This is a genomic window from Streptococcus oralis subsp. oralis (assembly GCF_002096495.1).
In the GTDB taxonomy this organism is placed as follows: domain Bacteria; phylum Bacillota; class Bacilli; order Lactobacillales; family Streptococcaceae; genus Streptococcus; species Streptococcus oralis_CU.
In genome coordinates this window covers 784,781-802,223 of sequence record NZ_NCUO01000012.1, presented here as the reverse complement: position 1 = coordinate 802,223, position 17,443 = coordinate 784,781, and the positions used below count along the sequence as shown (strand labels likewise).

At 40.2% G+C, this 17,443-nt stretch carries 14 protein-coding genes; 13 read left to right on the top strand and 1 reads right to left on the bottom strand.

All coding sequences use genetic code 11. The features are described from left to right. Positions 1-21 precede the first annotated feature (21 nt). The 9 genes from aroA to B7717_RS09300 all read left to right on the top strand — a co-directional run bounded on the left by aroA (position 22) and on the right by B7717_RS09300 (position 11,482). A complete protein-coding gene (gene aroA / locus B7717_RS09340) occupies positions 22-1,305 on the top strand; it encodes a 3-phosphoshikimate 1-carboxyvinyltransferase (protein ID WP_084944655.1) in 1,284 nt (427 codons plus the stop codon). After that, the gene (locus tag B7717_RS09335; protein WP_084944653.1) at positions 1,298-1,774 is read left to right on the top strand and encodes a shikimate kinase; all 477 of its coding nucleotides are present in this window, start codon (positions 1,298-1,300) and stop codon (positions 1,772-1,774) included. Before aroA ends, B7717_RS09335 begins: the two co-directional genes overlap by 8 nt. Further along, positions 1,771-2,619, top strand: coding sequence for a prephenate dehydratase (gene pheA / locus B7717_RS09330; RefSeq protein ID WP_084944651.1), 849 nt, complete (start codon positions 1,771-1,773; stop codon positions 2,617-2,619). Before B7717_RS09335 ends, pheA begins: the two co-directional genes overlap by 4 nt. Further along, positions 2,616-3,911 (top strand): LCP family protein, encoded by a 1,296-nt coding sequence (locus B7717_RS09325; RefSeq protein ID WP_084944649.1) that lies wholly within the window; start codon positions 2,616-2,618, stop codon positions 3,909-3,911. Before pheA ends, B7717_RS09325 begins: the two co-directional genes overlap by 4 nt. Before the next feature lie 146 nt (positions 3,912-4,057). Further along, positions 4,058-4,894 carry a LicD family protein gene (locus tag B7717_RS09320; protein ID WP_084944647.1) on the top strand — a complete coding sequence of 279 codons (837 nt, stop codon included), beginning with the start codon at positions 4,058-4,060 and terminating at the stop codon, positions 4,892-4,894. Continuing rightward, a complete protein-coding gene (locus tag B7717_RS09315) occupies positions 4,891-5,859 on the top strand; it encodes a glycosyltransferase family 2 protein (protein ID WP_084944645.1) in 969 nt (322 codons plus the stop codon). The genes B7717_RS09320 and B7717_RS09315 overlap by 4 nt, the downstream gene beginning before the upstream one ends. Before the next feature lie 21 nt (positions 5,860-5,880). After that, positions 5,881-8,040 (top strand): LicD family protein, encoded by a 2,160-nt coding sequence (locus B7717_RS09310; protein WP_084944643.1) that lies wholly within the window; start codon positions 5,881-5,883, stop codon positions 8,038-8,040. A 57-nt stretch (positions 8,041-8,097) separates the two neighbouring features. Beyond that, a complete protein-coding gene (locus tag B7717_RS09305; RefSeq protein ID WP_008292505.1) occupies positions 8,098-8,910 on the top strand; it encodes a LicD family protein in 813 nt (270 codons plus the stop codon). 43 nt (positions 8,911-8,953) lie between these two features. After that, positions 8,954-11,482, top strand: a complete 2,529-nt coding sequence (locus B7717_RS09300) for an MBL fold metallo-hydrolase (protein ID WP_084944640.1) — start codon at positions 8,954-8,956, stop codon at positions 11,480-11,482. A gap of 45 nt (positions 11,483-11,527) precedes the next feature. On the opposite strand, the gene B7717_RS09295 is transcribed toward B7717_RS09300, so the two are convergent. Beyond that, positions 11,528-13,006, bottom strand: coding sequence for an oligosaccharide flippase family protein (locus B7717_RS09295; RefSeq protein ID WP_084944637.1), 1,479 nt, complete (start codon positions 13,004-13,006; stop codon positions 11,528-11,530). Between the two features lie 122 nt (positions 13,007-13,128). Here B7717_RS09295 and mecA point away from each other — a divergent pair, with 122 nt between their 5' ends. The 4 genes from mecA (at position 13,129) to msrB (ending at position 17,408) form a co-directional block, all read left to right on the top strand. Next, positions 13,129-13,869 (top strand): adaptor protein MecA, encoded by a 741-nt coding sequence (mecA, locus tag B7717_RS09290; RefSeq protein ID WP_061586873.1) that lies wholly within the window; start codon positions 13,129-13,131, stop codon positions 13,867-13,869. A gap of 148 nt (positions 13,870-14,017) precedes the next feature. After that, positions 14,018-15,304, top strand: coding sequence for a homoserine dehydrogenase (locus B7717_RS09285; RefSeq protein WP_084944635.1), 1,287 nt, complete (start codon positions 14,018-14,020; stop codon positions 15,302-15,304). A 1-nt stretch (position 15,305) separates the two neighbouring features. After that, the gene (gene thrB / locus B7717_RS09280; RefSeq protein ID WP_084944633.1) at positions 15,306-16,175 is read left to right on the top strand and encodes a homoserine kinase; all 870 of its coding nucleotides are present in this window, start codon (positions 15,306-15,308) and stop codon (positions 16,173-16,175) included. 294 nt (positions 16,176-16,469) lie between these two features. Then, complete coding sequence (gene msrB, locus B7717_RS09270; protein WP_084944631.1) at positions 16,470-17,408, top strand: peptide-methionine (R)-S-oxide reductase MsrB; 939 nt, start codon at positions 16,470-16,472, stop codon at positions 17,406-17,408. Positions 17,409-17,443: the final 35 nt, after the last annotated feature.

Genomic DNA, 17,443 nt, shown 5'->3' with positions numbered 1-17,443 from the left:
ATTGCAAGTATGAGGTCAACTATGAAACTAAAAACAAACATTCGCCACTTACATGGCAGTATCCGAGTTCCAGGTGACAAGTCTATTAGCCACCGTTCGATTATTTTTGGAAGTTTGGCTGAGGGAGAAACTAAAGTTTATGATATTCTGCGTGGAGAGGATGTACTTTCAACCATGCAGGTTTTTCGTGACCTTGGTGTTGAAATAGAAGATAAAGACGGTGTGATTACGATTCAAGGTGTAGGCATGGATGGCTTAAAAGCTCCGCAAAACGCCTTGGATATGGGGAATTCTGGCACCTCGATTCGCCTGATTTCAGGTGTCCTGGCTGGTGCAGACATCGAAGTAGAAATGTTTGGAGATGATAGTCTTTCTAAACGTCCAATGGACCGTGTGACGATTCCATTGAAAAAAATGGGCGTTAGTATTTCAGGGCAAACTGAGCGAGACCTGCCTCCTCTTTGCTTAAAAGGAACGAAAAATTTAAAACCGATTCACTATGAGTTGCCAATCGCCTCTGCCCAAGTTAAGTCAGCCTTGATGTTTGCAGCCTTGCAGGCTCAGGGGGAGTCCGTTATTATCGAGAAAGAATGCACTCGTAACCACACCGAAGATATGCTACAGCAATTTGGTGGCCATTTAAGTGTGGATGGCAAGAAAATCACAGTCCAAGGACCACAAAAACTGACCGGACAAAAGGTTGTCGTGCCAGGAGATATTTCCAGTGCAGCCTTTTGGTTGGTCGCAGGTTTGATTGTTCCAAACTCTCGTGTGGTGCTGCAGAATGTGGGCATCAATGAAACGCGTACAGGTATTATTGATGTCATTCGCGCCATGGGTGGAAGATTGGAAATAACTGATATTGACCCAGTCGCTAAATCAGCAACCTTGAATGTCGAGTCTTCAGACCTGAAAGGAACGGAGATAGGTGGAGCCTTGATTCCACGTTTGATTGATGAATTACCTATTATTGCCCTTTTAGCGACACAAGCACAAGGTGTAACAGTCATTAAGGATGCTGAGGAACTCAAGGTCAAGGAAACAGACCGCATTCAGGTGGTGGCAGATGCCTTAAATAGCATGGGGGCGGCTATCACTCCTACAGCAGACGGGATGATTATCAAAGGGAAATCAAGACTTCATGGCGCTAGAGTCAATACGTTTGGTGACCATCGAATTGGAATGATGACAGCCATCGCAGCCCTCTTGGTTGCGGATGGAGAAGTGGAACTTGATCGTGCTGAAGCCATCAATACCAGCTATCCTAGCTTCTTTGATGATTTGGAGAGCTTGATTCATGGCTAAGGTATTACTCGGATTTATGGGGGCTGGCAAATCGACAATCGCTAGAGGATTGGACTCAGACTACATCGATATGGATGCCTTAATCGAGGAACGTTTGGGCATGTCCATTGCGGATTTCTTCGCTGAAAAAGGAGAAGATGCCTTTCGTCAAGTAGAGTCAGAAGTCCTAGCTGACTTACTAAAAACGGACCGAGTTGTGTCAACTGGCGGAGGAGTCGTCATTTCTCAGAGAAATCGTGACTTGCTCAAAACCAATCCTGATAACATCTACCTAAAAGCAGATTTTGAAACCCTCTACCAACGTATCGCAGCTGATAAGGACCATCAGCGCCCGCTGTTTCTAAATAATAGTAAGGAAGAACTAGCAGCTATTTTCCATGAAAGACAAGCTTGGTATGAGAAAGTAGCCAGTCGGGTTCTAGATGTGACCAAGTTAAGCCCAGAGGAAATTATAGAGGAACTGAGATGAAAATTGCCTATCTAGGTCCCAAGGGATCTTTTTCGCATCATGTTGTGCAGACAGCCTTTCCCAAAGAGGAATTGCATGCCTTTGCCAATATCACAGATGTTATCAAGGCCTATGAACAGGGCTTGGTGGACTATTCTGTGGTACCAGTTGAAAACTCCATTGAAGGTAGTGTCCATGAAAGTTTGGATTACCTTTTTCACCAGGCTCGCATCCAAGCAGTTGCAGAAATCGTTCAACCCATTCATCAGCAACTGATGGCAGTTCCAGATCAGTCAAAAATTGAGAAGATTTTTTCCCATCCTCAGGCTTTGGCTCAGGGAAAAAAATTCATCGACAAACACTATCCAGAGGCTCAAATCGAGGTGACTGCTAGTACAGCCTATGCGGCCCGCTTTATTTCGGAACATCCAGATCAGCCTTATGCAGCTATTGCTCCTAAAAGTTCAGCTGAAGAATATGGCTTGGAATTAATTGCAGAGGATATTCAGGAAATGGAAGCCAATTTCACACGTTTTTGGGTGTTAGGGGTAGAGATACCGAAGGTTCCTTTGAACTCACAAGCTGAAAAAATGAGTTTGGCCTTGACCTTACCAGACAACCTACCTGGTGCTCTTTACAAGGCACTTTCGACTTTTGCTTGGAGAGGGATTGACTTAACAAAGATTGAAAGTCGCCCCCTTAAAACAGCCTTGGGAGAATACTTTTTCATTATCGATGTAGACTATAGTGACAAAGAGCTGGTTCATTTTGCAAGACAAGAACTAGAAGCTATTGGAATCCAGCACAAGATACTGGGAATCTACCCGATTTTTACCATAACTGATATAGAAAAGGAGAGTCAATGAGCAAAGAAAATCCTTTAAGTCATCACGAGCAGTTACGTTATGACTATCTCTTCAAAAATATTCATTACCTCAACGACCGTGAACGGAGGGAGTTTGATTATCTGCAACAAAAAATGACAGGTCCCAAGTCTGAAGTTCACCATTTCTACCAAGAGGAAAAAGAAGAAACTTGGGGTAGAGATATTGATCTTCCGACTTATGGCAGTAGAAGTCGATCTAAGAGACGTGAAAAGGTAGCTCCTCTGCCTAAAGTCAAAAAGAAAAAAAGAAGAATTCGCTTCAAACGAATACTGACTTGGTTCTTGCTGTTGATTACATGTGTGGCCGCAGGGATGATTTTCATGTTTCTTCGAGGGTTCCAGTCAGCGGCCAATCCAACAAATAAGCCAGCTGACGCCAAGGCGGCTCAAGTAGAGGTCTTTAACGGTCAGGATACCAAAGACGGTGTGAATATCCTAGTCATGGGGACAGATGGCCGTATCGGTCAAAATAGTGCAGAAACCCGTACCGATACGATCATGGTGTTAAATGTCAGCGGATCGGATAAAAAGATCAAGCTAGTCAGCTTTATGCGTGACAATTTAGTTTATATCGACGGGTATAGTAAGATTGTAAATGGTCAGAAACAAACGGATAACAAACTAAATGTTGCTTATGAACTTGGGGAACAAGAAGGGCAAAAGGGGGCTGAAATGGTCCGCAAGGTTCTAAAAGACAACTTTGATTTGGATATTAAGTACTATGCCCTAGTTGACTTCCAGGCCTTTGCAACAGCTATTGATACCCTATTCCCTGATGGAGTAACGATTGATGCCCAATTCTCAACATTGAATGGTCAACCTTTAACAGAAGCGACAGTTGGAGATGACCTTCATGCAACAGAGACAGAGTCCCCAACTCAAACTATCAAAGTTGGAAAACAGCAGATGAATGGTTCTACCTTACTGAACTATGCCCGCTTCCGTGATGATGATGAAGGAGACTATGGCCGTACCAAACGTCAGCAACAAGTCATGTCAGCTGTTCTTGAGCAGGTCAAAGATCCAACGAAACTCTTTACAGGATCTGAGGCGCTTGGGAAAGTCTTTGCGATGACTTCGACCAATCTACCGTATAGCTTCTTGTTGACCAATGGTTTATCTGTCATAGAAGGCGCTCAGAATGGTATCGAAAGATTAACTATTCCCGAACTTGGTGACTGGGTAGATGACTACGATGTTTATGGAGGGCAGGCTCTCCTTGTCGACCAAAATAAATACAAGACAAAACTCGCCCAAATGGGAATGAGATAGAAAACTCTTATAAAGAAAATCAAAGTTTGAATCACTAGTGAAAAAGTGGTTTAGGCTTTGATTTTTCTTAGTATCTGATGGATTTTAGGGCTTTTTTATGGTATAATAAAACGATATAACTCGTTTTTGAAAAGAAGAGGAGAGACATGAGTGATTTGAAAGCGATTCAGGCTCGTAGTCTGGAAATGGCTGAATATTTCGTCGCATTTTGTAAAGAACATGACTTGTTGTGCTATCTCTGTGGTGGTGGGGCTATTGGTGCCCTTCGTAATAAGGGCTTCATTCCTTGGGATGATGACTTAGACTTTTTCATGCCACGAAAGGATTATGAAAAATTAGCAGAACTGTGGCCACGTTTTGCAGATGAGCGTTATTTCTTGTCAAAGAGTAACAAAGATTTTGTAGACCGTAACCTTTTTATTACCATTCGTGACAAGGAAACCACTTGTATCAAGCCTTATCAGAAGGATTTGGATCTGCCACACGGTTTGGCCTTGGATGTTTTACCATTGGATTATTATCCTAAAAATCCAGCTGAGCGTAAGAAACAGGTTCGTTGGGCCTTGATCTATTCACTCTTTTGTGCCCAAACTGTCCCAGAAAAGCATGGTGTAGTCATGAAATGGGGAAGTCGCATCTTACTCGGCCTGACTCCAAAATCTCTACGTTATAACATTTGGAAAAAAGCTGAAAAAGAAATGACCAAGTATGGTCTGGCTGAGAGCGATGGCATTACGGAATTATGCTCAGGTCCCGGCTACATGCGAAACAAATACCCAATCGCATCTTTTGAAGACAATCTTTTCTTGCCATTTGAAGGAACTGAGATGCCCATCCCAGTCGGCTATGATGCCTATCTCAGCACTGCTTTTGGGGACTATATGACACCGCCACCAGCGGACAAGCAAGTACCGCATCATGATGCTATTATAGCAGACATGGACAAGAGCTACACAGAGTACAAGGGAGAATATGGTGCATGATGGGAGAAAAAATAAGCGTTATCGTTCCGGTCTACAATGTAGAAGCCTATCTGGAGCGATGTGTGGAGTCGATTCTTCAACAGACTTATACCCATTTTGAGTTAATCCTAATCAACGATGGTTCTACTGATTCTAGTGGACAGATCTGTGATCACTTAGCATCTCAGTATGAGAATATCAAGGTTTATCATATCGAAAATGCTGGTGTTTCAAATGCTAGAAATATGGGAATTCAGCTAGCGACGGGTTCTTGGGTTACCTTTATTGATAGCGATGATTTCGTTACCCAAGATTACCTAGCTACTTTAGTAAGTGCAGTTGAAGGGTTGAATGTAGGCTTTGCAATTGCTCCTCTGCACCATATCAAAAACGGCATTGTAACTGATATACCTTCACATTCAGGAAAAACAGAACTCTGGTCAACAGAAGAAACCATGAAGGAACTACTGATGACTACCAGAACGTCATTTTTTCCAGTTGCAAAACTGTTTAAGAGAGACCTGCTTGCGGATGAAAAGTTTAATACAAACTATCACCTAGCTGAAGATGCCTTATTTTTAACTGAATTGCTACTAAAGACAAGATGCAGTTGCGTATTTATTGACAAACCTGTTTATTATTATGATCATCGTGAGGGAAGTGCAACAACATCTGTTAATCGACATGTATTTGACACGATAGAAGTTTATCAGCAAATAATTGCTCAAGTTTCACAAGCCTTCCCTAATTTAAAATACGAATTAATAAATAGAGAGTGTTGGTCGTACATCACAGTTTACGATAAAATTATCTTTACTTCACGTGAAGAGTATCAAAAGGAGAAAGCCGAGCTGAGGAATTGGATTGTTCAGCATCGACGCGAAATATGGAAGGATGCTTATTTCACTACTTTTCGCAAGGTAGCGATCCTTTCACTTGTCATTTCTCCATGGCTATATAAGAAAATTGTTGGATTAAAAAACTAATATCATGAGAAGGAGTTGAAAATGAATTTTTCAAAAATGGATGAATACTTTGAAAAATCAAAACTATGGATTGCGTATCTATTTGTTTTTATTTCGATTTTAAGTATGAGTTCACTGGTTTATAAGATAGCAAATCCCCTCTACAAGGGATTATCAGCGATTGTGGTGCTTTATATTTGCTATACCTTATTGTTTAAGTGGAAAGAAATCACAGTAGATCGCAAATTTCTATCCTTATTTGGACTCTTAGCTGGAAGTCATCTGCTATCAGCTATTTTCAATCGCTCTGGACATTTGATTGGAAATGTGATTGAAATCCTCTTCATGGTAACCTATGTTTTATTATTTACCATGTTACAATCAGGGCAACTTAAAAAATTAGTTGACTGGATTGCTTATACGGTTCAAATTGTATCTTTTTCTTCAGCAATTTTTGCGTTTGGTTTATTGGTAAGTAGAGTCCTTATCCTATTTAAGATTGGCGAACAATCTTATTACTATGGTGTCATGAATGGCCGTCTGTGGGGGATTGTCAATCCAAATGCTAGTGCGATATTTTCATACATTAGCATTATTTTGGCCATGTATTTGATCCATAAAGGAAGTAAATATTCTGTTTATCTTAAACTGAACAATGTGATTCAATTAGTTTACTTCGCTACGATGCAAAGTCGAGGAGCCTTACTTTCTTTACTTCTCATGATTGGACTCTATAGTTTCTTTGCTACTAGAGGAAGTATCGTTAAACGATTCCTCACTTTTATAGTTGTTGGTTTGCTGATTACTGCAACTAATATTGGATTAAGCTATATAACTTCAATCTATATCTCATCTGAAACTGCGACTGTCTTAGATTTAAACAATGGACAATCCTATGCTGAGACAGATTCGTCTGTTACTAAGAAGAACGGTGAGCTCCATCTGATTGAAACAACACCAAGTGGTAGAACCTATATCTGGAAAAATGCCATCAAGATGGGAAGTGCCAAACCAATTTTTGGTTATGGTGTACGAAATGTTCCAGATTACTACACAGAATATTTCAGTAAATTTGAGATTCAAAACTCCCTTATCGGTGGGAATTTCCATAACATTTTTGTGACCATATTTGTCAGTTCGGGAGTTCTAGGTTTGGTATCCTTCCTTCTTGTACTGGCTTATGTCATCAAGCGCTTTTTAACGTATTTGATTGTTTCCAAGAAACATACTGATAAATTGATCATGATCCTTTTCTTTGGTATCTTGTTTGGTCAATTATTTGAAAGTCAGATTATGTATTCAACCAACTTTATTAATATCATCTTCTGGCTAGCGATTGGCTATGGACTCGTAGTCTGCAAACGCGATGAAGGAGTTCGGTACCAAGAAGTAACAGATGTCAATGAAATTCAACAGATGGAACTTGGAATCATGGAGTATATTCATAAAGTTTGTCAGAAAATTGGAGTCAAGTATTTCTTAGCATATGGAAGTCTAATTGGTGCTGTTCGCCATCAAGGATTTATCCCTTGGGATGATGACATGGATATCTGCATGTTACGAGAAGATTATGAAAAGTTGCAAGACTACCTTATCGCTAACCCTGATGAACGTTACGAGGTCATGTCTTATAAAAATAATCTCAACTATGTCTATCCCTTCATGAAAGTGCAGGATAACCATACTTACTTGCTAGAAGAAGATGTTCGCATCGATTCGAATATGGGAATCTATGTAGATATTTTCCCTGTAGATGGCTACGAGGATGACGTACAATTTAAAAACAAGATGACGAAACTGATAAAGAAACGTCAATTGAGTTGCTACACCTTCAAAGGCATTACCAATACAAAAAGTGTACTGAATTCACTGCTACGTTATGTGTCAGTTATTATTTTCTATTTCACCAATACGAACAAATACGTTGCCCAGATTGAAGAGCTTGCAAAATCCCGTAAAGTCTCAGATTATGAGCAAGTGGATTATCTTATCTACAAGGATATGAACAAACCAGTGTGGAGACGTGAATGGCTGGAACAAGTTACTACTGGAACATTTGAAGGTAAGGAATTTACCATTCCGAAGAACTATCATGAAATTTTGACCTCAGACTACGGAGACTATATGCAATTGCCACCGGTTGAACAAAGAGTATCTCATCATGATTTTAAATTATGGAAGATTGTTAAAAGGTCTAAATGACGGGATTGGAATTAAGAAACGTTTAAAAATATAGTCAAATTTAGGAGAATAGAACCTATGTCTGAAAGAACTTTAACTCTTGAAGAAATCAAGCAAGTAGAATTGGATATTTTAAAGTATCTACATGATCTTTGTGAACAACATCAAATCAAATACTTTATTGATTTTGGAACCTTACTAGGAGCTGTACGCCATAAAGGATTTATCCCTTGGGATGATGATACAGATATTTCCTTGGCGCGTGATGAATTTGAAAAACTTTACAAGGTTTTACAAAATGAAAATCATCCCTACTATAAATTGATTTCATTCAGAGAAACAAAGGGATATCCATACAGTTATATGAGAGTCTATGATGTAAGGACTCGTCGAGATGCTAACCTCGTAGACCCAACGGTCGTATTGGGAACTTGCGTTGACATTTTTCCATATGATGGTGTCGTCACAGAGGAAAGTGACCGTAAAAAAATGAAGCTCTACAAATATTTCATTCGCCTTTCTTCTTTGAATTTTAAAGGGATCAAGTCTGAGAATGGTGGACTAAAAAACCTCCCTCGTTATATGGGATCAGCTATTTTCCGCTTAACTTCCCCACAGCTATGGAATCAAAAATTAGAGAGCCTTGCTTTGAAGTATAGTGTAGATCAAGCAACAGATCTTACTTGTACTATCTATGACCCTTATTATCCAAATGGTATAAAAAAAGAATGGCTCTATGATTTGATTGATATGCCTTATGAAAACATTGTGGTCAAGGTTCCGAGAAAATACCATGAAATACTTGTCTACGAATTTGGAGAAAACTATATGACTCCACCACCTATTGAGCAACAAGTCCCAGGAGGGGATAAAAATTATTGGATTGATTAGATTTTTAAAAGTTGCTTAATGTTAAGATAAAGGAGTTTTCAAGGTGAAAAATAAATGGTTATTAAAATCAGTCAGCTATAGTGTTCTCGCATTCTTTCTATTACTGATTCAGTTATCGCAAGGAGTAGATGCAGATACCATCTCTGCAGGTTCGGGCAATCGTATCCATTTCATAAATACTAAAGCAAAATCTGGGAGTGATGCCATCCTTCTGGAAAGCAATGGTCACTATGCTTTGATTGATATGGGAGAAGACTATGATTTTCCTGATGGGAGTGACCCACGCTATCCAAGCCGCTGGGGAATTTCCATGAGAAATTATCAAGTATTGGAGGATCGATTGATTCGCCACTTGGATCAAATAGGTGTAAAAAAATTAGATTTTATTATAGGAACTCATGTTCATAGTGACCATATTGGTGGAGCAGACGAAATACTCAATCGATATCAGGTCGGTAAGTTTTATTTGAAAAAATATTCAGATGATCGGATCACAGCAAACTGGGGACTATGGGATAATCTTTTCAATTATGATAATGCTTTGAGAGCAGCTCAAAAACGAGGAGTTACTCTTATCCAGAATATTTCAGATGAGGATAGCCACCTAAAATTAGGTGATATGGATATCCAACTCTACAACTATAAGAATGAATATGATGCTGACGGGAATCTGAAAAAAGTTCGAGATGATAACTCCAACTCCATTGTTTCAGTGGTGACTGTGGCAGGAAAGAGAATCTATCTTGGTGGAGATTTGGATAATGCCGAAGGAGCAGAAGATAAGTTAGGTCCAGTTATCGGCAAGGTTGATATGATGAAATGGAACCACCATTATGATGCAACAATTTCAAATACGATTAATTTTCTTGAAAACTTATCACCAAAAATGATTATTCAGACAACTGGTGGAGATATTAATGTTGCTTCAACCAGAGAATACCTTCAGAAGAAAAACATTCAGGTTCTTCATGCTGCGAGCCAAACTCAAGACGCTACCGTTTTTGATATTAGCGATAAAGGATTTGCTAATGTTTCAAATACCTTCCCTGATATCCCTGTAGTTGACGAAAAATGGTATCAAGAAGATGGCTATTGGAAATATCGTTTGACTGATGGAGAAATGGCTATCGGCTGGAGAGAGATCGGCGGAGCCACTTACTTCTTTAATGGAAAAGGACAAATGCAAGCAGGTCGCTGGCTTCACCTTAACGACGACTGGGGAGAAAATGCCAAAGGGAACGATTACTATTTGAACCAAAATGGTAAAATGCAAACTGGTGGTTGGTTCAAACTAGATGACTCTTGGTATTATATCCAATCAAATGGTGCTAGACGATTTAGCGAGCTCTCTGAAATTGGAGGGAAAAAGTATCTCTTTGCAGCAGATGGGAAGATGCTAACAGGACATCAAGTCTATAATGGCAAGAAGATGTTCTTTACCGAAAGTGGTGCACTCCAAACAGCAGGTAAGCCTTCAACATGGCAAAAGATTGATTCAAATTGGTATTTCTATGATGAGGATGGGCTAAAGACCGTCGGTAAAAAGAATATCAATGGAATCACGTACTACTTTAATCAAGAAGGTGTCATGCAAACTGGCTGGGCCTTTGTTGATGGTCACTGGAACTATTTTGCAAGTTCTGGAGCTATGAAAACCGGTTGGGTCAAGGATCAGGAAACATGGTATTATCTGGATAAAGATGGCAACATGTTAACTGGCAGACAAGATATAAATGGTGCTCGTTACTATTTGAATGCTAGTGGTGCAATGCAGACTGGCTGGAAGTGGCAAGACAATAGCTGGTACTTCTATACGAACTCAGGTGCTATGAAAACTGGTTGGTTGAAAGATAAAGAATCATGGTATTATTTGGATCCAGAAACTGGTATTATGGCTGTAGGATCTAAAGAGATTGACGGTAAGAACTATTTCTTCAGCTCAGCAGGTACTATGCAAGTTGGATGGCAGTGGTCAAATGATTCTTGGCATTATTACGCTACGTCGGGCGCACTCCAAACTGGTTGGTTGAAAGATGGTGATGCCTGGTATTATCTTGAAGGTAAGGAAGGCGTTATGTTAGTTGGCTCCCATCAAGTAGATGGTAAGCAATATTACTTTAGCAAATCTGGAGCCATGCAAACTGGCTGGAAATGGTTTGATAATCATTACCGTTACTTTGAATCAAATGGAGCTATGAAAACTGGTTGGATAAAAGACAAAGGTGTCTGGTATTATCTAAATCCTGAAGATGGCATCATGTTGGTTGGCCTTCATAAAGTAAATGGTGATCATTATTACTTTGATGAATCAGGAGCTATGCAAACGGGTTGGAAACAGCTTGATGGTAATTGGTACTATTTCCAAGCTGATGGTTCTTTGTTGAAGAACGCAACAACACCTGATGGTTACAAAGTAAACGAAGAAGGTATCTGGAAACAGGCTGTTGCTGCTGTAGATAGCGAGGCAGTCAAGCCAGAACAGAAACAAGAAGCTGATTCCTCTATTGTTGAACAACCTAAACAAGATTCAAATCTAGAAGCCAACGCTTCTGAAAAGAAAGAAAACGAATAAAGAAGAAATCCCCTACTGGCAACTAATTTATCAGTAGGGGATTTTTTAATTTCGTTTTAATTTAGCAAGTACAAGGTTCAGTGCATAGTGGAGTGTTTTGTCTTTGGTGATAAAGAGGGTCAAGAGGTAATAGATACCACAAGTTGCCACGGTAGAAAGAACCATGAGAATCATATTAAAGTTTACTGTGTAGGAATTGATTTGGAAAATCATCTTGAAAATATAGAAGATTGGGATAAAACCAAGGGATATGAGGCTATAACGTGTTAAGGTTATAAAAATTTCTTTTAAACTAATCAGTTGGTGTTTCTTGATAAAATGAATTTCAAGTAAAACAACGATAGTTTCTGCGATAATGGTCGTAGCGATGTAATACTCAGGTGCAAAAATATTATTGAAATACAAGATGCTATTTAATAGTATATTGGCACCACCACCAAGGAAGTAGAAGGCGGTTAAGCGATTTTCATGGTCGTTGATAAAGATAATCTGTTTACCAAGAATCAACTCAATAGCCCAAATGATGGTACGAAAAGCGAAGACGCTAGTTACGATACCCGCTTCAAGATATTTTTCAGAAGAATAAATAACAGTTGCGTACCGTCCCAATATCATAATCCCGATACTAGTTGGAACCATAAGGAAATAGAATAAGGATGCCGCTTGATTCACGAGATAATTATAGGACTTGTAATCCTTTTTACCGAGATAGTAGCCAAGGCGTGGAATACTGACGTTGATAGCTCCACTCAAGACACTGGCAATCAACATGACGATACTATAGGCAATTGTATAGTAGGAAATATAGTTCTCATCCGGTCCCTTGGTGATAAACATTCTATCTAGCAAGGTATAAAGCATATTAGCGTTTGCTAGGAGAAGCATAGTAAAGAGTGGTTTAGAAGCTTTAGCTAATTCGACGAAACCAATCTTAACAAAAGAAACTTCTCTCTTAATCCAAAGAAAACTGAGCAGGTAGTTGAGGACAGTGGTCGCTGTCATAACGATAGCATAAGGAACGATATCATCTGCCGTTTTAACGAAGGCGAAGATAGCGACCAGCATGGTAATTCGAATAATTAATGTCTTATAGAGGATGAAGGCATAGTTTTCATAAGCCTCGTTCATCCATTCGATATTGAGAAATTGGAAGAGTGCTTGAGCCCCTAGGATGTAGTAGAGGACTTTCAGATTCTCAATGCTAGTGTCAAAGAAGATAATGAGGAAGTAGATACCAGTGGTCAGGAGAGAGGTGAAAACCGAGATATAAAACAGCTTAGAAAAGACGTAGTTGATTTTATTCTTGTCATCCTTGACCTTACTGATAGCTCGAATCCCATAGTTGTATATCCCAAAGGCAGCTAGTGGAATAACGAAACTTGCCCAGGTATTGGCTGTATTGAAATAACCGTAATTGGATTTGCTGAGAATCCGCGTCAGATAAGGATTGGTTATCAGTGGAAAAACGATATTGAGAATATTGACCAGCAAGCTGGCCAAGGCATTTACTTTTATATTTTTCATTGAACTTTCTTTCTTAAATCTAAAATCATATCTAGTATTATATCACATTCTCGCTTCATTCTTTTGATAAAATCGTAAAAATCTAGTATAATAGATAGACTGAAAGTATGAGGTTACTAGATATGAAGATGAAACAAATTAGTGATACAACACTGAAAATCACGATGACTTTAGATGATTTGATGGATCGGGGGATGGAGATTGCCGACTTCCTCGTTCCGCAGGAAAAAACAGAAGAATTTTTCTATGCGATTTTAGATGAGTTAGAGATGCCCGACAATTTCTTGGATAGTGGCATGCTGAGTTTTCGTGTAACGCCAAAACCAGACAAGGTCGATGTATTTGTGACCAAGTCCAAGATTGACCAGAATCTGGATTTTGAAGATTTGGCGGACCTACCTGATATGGAAGAATTGGCCCAAATGTCACCAGATGAATTTCTCAAGACTCTAGAAAAGAGTATCGCAGAGAAAACCAAGGACGATATAGAGGCCATCCAATCTCTAGAGCAGGTCGAAGCAAAGGAAGAAGAGCAAGAGCAGGCAGACAAGGAGACTGAGAGTAAGAAAGAACCTTATATCTACTATATCCTGCGCTTTGCAAGCCTTGCTGACTTAGTTGCTTTTGCAAAGACGGTTAACTACCAGATGGAAACCTCTGAACTCTATAAGATGAATGGACACTATTATTTGACAATCTTAGTTGATGTGGAAAACCATCCTAGTCCATATCCAGCCTGGCTCTTGGCTCGTATGCGTGAATTTGCAGATGATAGTGACATCAGTCGTTCTGTTTTACAAGAGTATGGTCACATCTTGATCAATCACGACGCAGTCTTCGGTCTTCAAAAAATTAATTCATAGTTTTTAGAAATCAATTTTTATTTATCAGAAAAGACGAATCAGATGATTCGTTTTTTCTTTTATATCTATAAATAGTGGTTTTCTTGGATAGGAATTTTCACAAAATTCTGTTATAATGGCTATATCAGAAAATTTCTAGGAGACAAACATGACAGTTAAAATTGCTTTACTTGGATTTGGTACCGTTGCAAGTGGTGTGCCTTTCCTCCTAAAGGAAAATGGAGAAAAAATCGTTCAGTCAGCTCATTCAGAGATTGAAGTAGCCAAGGTATTGGTCAAGGATGAAGATGAAAAGAACCGCTTGCTTGCAGCAGGGAATGACTTTAACTTTGTAACCAATGTAGATGATATTTTAGCAGACAAGGACATTACTATCGTAGTGGAATTGATGGGGCGTATCGAACCAGCTAAGACCTTTATCACTCGTGCCTTAGAAGCTGGGAAACACGTTGTTACTGCTAACAAGGACCTTTTGGCTGTTCATGGTGCAGAATTGTTAGAAATCGCTAAAGAGCATAACGTAGCACTTTACTATGAAGCAGCAGTAGCTGGTGGGATTCCAATTCTTCGTACTTTGGCAAATTCGTTGGCTTCTGACAAAATTACGCGCGTTCTTGGCGTTGTTAATGGAACTTCCAACTTCATGATGACCAAGATGGTGGAAGAAGGCTGGTCTTACGATGATGCTCTGGCTGAAGCTCAAAGACTTGGATTTGCAGAAAGCGACCCTACAAATGACGTGGATGGGATTGACGCAGCTTACAAGATGGTGATTTTGAGCCAGTTTGCTTTTGGTATGAAGGTTGCCTTTGACGATGTAGCCCACAAGGGAATCCGCAACATCACGCCAGAAGACGTAGCTGTAGCCCAAGACTTGGGCTATGTAGTGAAATTGGTTGGTTCTATCGAGGAAACTCCTTCAGGTATTGCTGCAGAAGTGACTCCAACCTTCCTACCTAAAGCACATCCACTTGCCAGTGTGAATGGGGTAATGAACGCTGTTTTTGTAGAATCTATCGGTATCGGTGAATCGATGTACTACGGACCAGGTGCTGGTCAAAAACCAACTGCAACAAGTGTTGTAGCGGACATTGTCCGTATCGTTCGTCGTTTGAATGATGGTACTATTGGCAAAGACTTCAACGAATATAGCCGTGACTTGGTCTTGGCAAATCCAGAAGATGTTAAAGCAAACTACTATTTCTCAATCTTGGCTCCAGACTCAAAAGGGCAGGTCTTGAAATTGGCTGAGATTTTCAACGCTCAAGATATTTCCTTCAAGCAAATCCTCCAAGATGGTAAAGAGGGTGACAAGGCGCGTGTCGTCATTATTACACATAAGATCAATAAAGCACAACTTGAGAATGTTTCAGCTGAGTTGGCCAAAGCTTCAGAATTTGACCTCTTGAATACCTTCAAGGTGTTAGGAGAATAGGATGAAGATTATTGTACCTGCAACCAGTGCCAATATTGGGCCAGGTTTTGATTCGGTCGGTGTAGCTGTAACCAAGTATCTTCAAATTGAGGTCTGTGAAGAACGGGATGAGTGGTTGATTGAACACCAGATTGGCAAATGGATTCCCCATGACGAGCGTAATCTTTTGCTTAAGATTGCCTTGCAAATTGCGCCTGACTTGCAACCGAGACGTTTGAAAATGACCAGCGATGTTCCCTTGGCGCGTGGTTTGGGTTCTTCTAGCTCTGTTATCGTTGCTGGGATTGAACTGGCTAACCAACTGGGCAATCTCAACTTATCTAACCACGACAAATTGCAGTTGGCTACCAAGATTGAAGGGCATCCTGACAATGTGGCTCCAGCTATCTATGGAAATCTTGTTGTTGCGAGTTCTGTTGAAGGTCAAGTCTCTGCTATCGTAGCAGACTTCCCAGAGTGTGATTTTTTAGCTTATATTCCTAACTATGAATTACGCACTCGCGATAGCCGTGGTGTCCTTCCTAAGAAATTGTCCTACAAGGAAGCTGTTGCAGCTAGTTCTATCGCCAATGTGGCCGTTGCAGCCTTGTTAGCAGGAGATATGGTGACAGCTGGTCAAGCAATCGAGGGGGACCTCTTCCACGAGCGCTATCGTCAAAGTCTGGTCCGTGAATTTGCTACGATTAAGCAAGTAGCTAAAGAGAATGGAGCCTATGCGACCTATCTTTCTGGTGCTGGGCCGACAGTTATGGTTCTGGCTTCTCACGACAAGATGCCGGCGATTAAGGCAGAATTGCAAAAGCAGTCTTTCAAAGGCAAACTGCATGACTTGAAAGTTGATACCCAAGGTGTCCGTGTAGAAGCAAAATAAAGAATAGAAGATAGGATGGGGAAACTCTCGACCAGAGAGCTTCCTATCCTTTTTTTGAAAAGAAGTTTATACTCAATGAAAATCAAAGAGCAAACTAGGAAGCTAGCCGCAGGTTGCTCAAAACATGGTTTTGAGGTTGTGGATAGAACTGACGAAGTTAGCTCAAAATATTGTTTTGAGGTTGCGGGTAGAACTGACGAAGTCAGTCACATATATATTCTAAGGTGACGCTGACGTGGTTTGAAGAGATTTTCGAAGAGTATTAGTTAAAAACTTGATAAAGGAGAAATAAAGATGTCAGAAATTTATCTAGCAGGTGGTTGTTTTTGGGGCCTAGAGGAGTATTTTTCACGAATTTCTGGAGTGCTAGGAACCAGTGTCGGCTACGCTAATGGCCAAGTCGAAACGACCAATTACCAGTTGCTCAAGGAAACAGACCATGCAGAGACTGTTCAAGTGATTTATGATGAGAAAGCAGTGTCACTTAGAGAGATTTTGCTTTATTATTTCCGTGTTATTGATCCCTTGTCTATTAACCAACAAGGGAATGACCGTGGTCGCCAATATCGAACTGGGATTTACTATCAGGATGAAGCAGACTTGCCAGCTATCTACACAGTGGTGCAGGAGCAGGAACGTATGCTGGGTCGAAAGATTGCAGTAGAAGTGGAGAAACTTCGCCACTACATTTTAGCAGAAGACTACCATCAAGACTATCTCAAGAAAAATCCTTCAGGTTATTGTCATATCGATGTGACGGATGCTGATAAGCCATTGATTGACGCCTCTAACTATGAAAAGCCTAGTCAAGAGGTGTTAAAGGAAAGCTTAACTGAAGAGTCTTATCGTGTTACGCAAGAAGCTGCTACAGAGGCTCCATTTAGTAATGCTTATGACCAGACCTTTGAAGAAGGGATTTATGTAGACATCACGACAGGGGAGCCACTCTTTTTTGCTAAGGATAAGTTTGCCTCAGGTTGTGGTTGGCCAAGTTTTAGTCGTCCGATTTCTAAGGAGTTGATTCACTATTACAAGGACCTGAGCCATGGAATGGAGCGAATCGAGGTTCGTTCTCGGTCAGGAAATGCTCACTTGGGTCATGTTTTCACAGATGGACCTCAGGAATTAGGTGGCCTGCGTTACTGTATTAATTCTGCATCTTTGCGTTTTGTAGCTAAGGATGAGATGGAAAAAGCAGGATATGGCTATCTATTACCTTACTTAAACAAATAAAACTGAGAGGGTGGGGCTTCCCACTTTCTTCATTT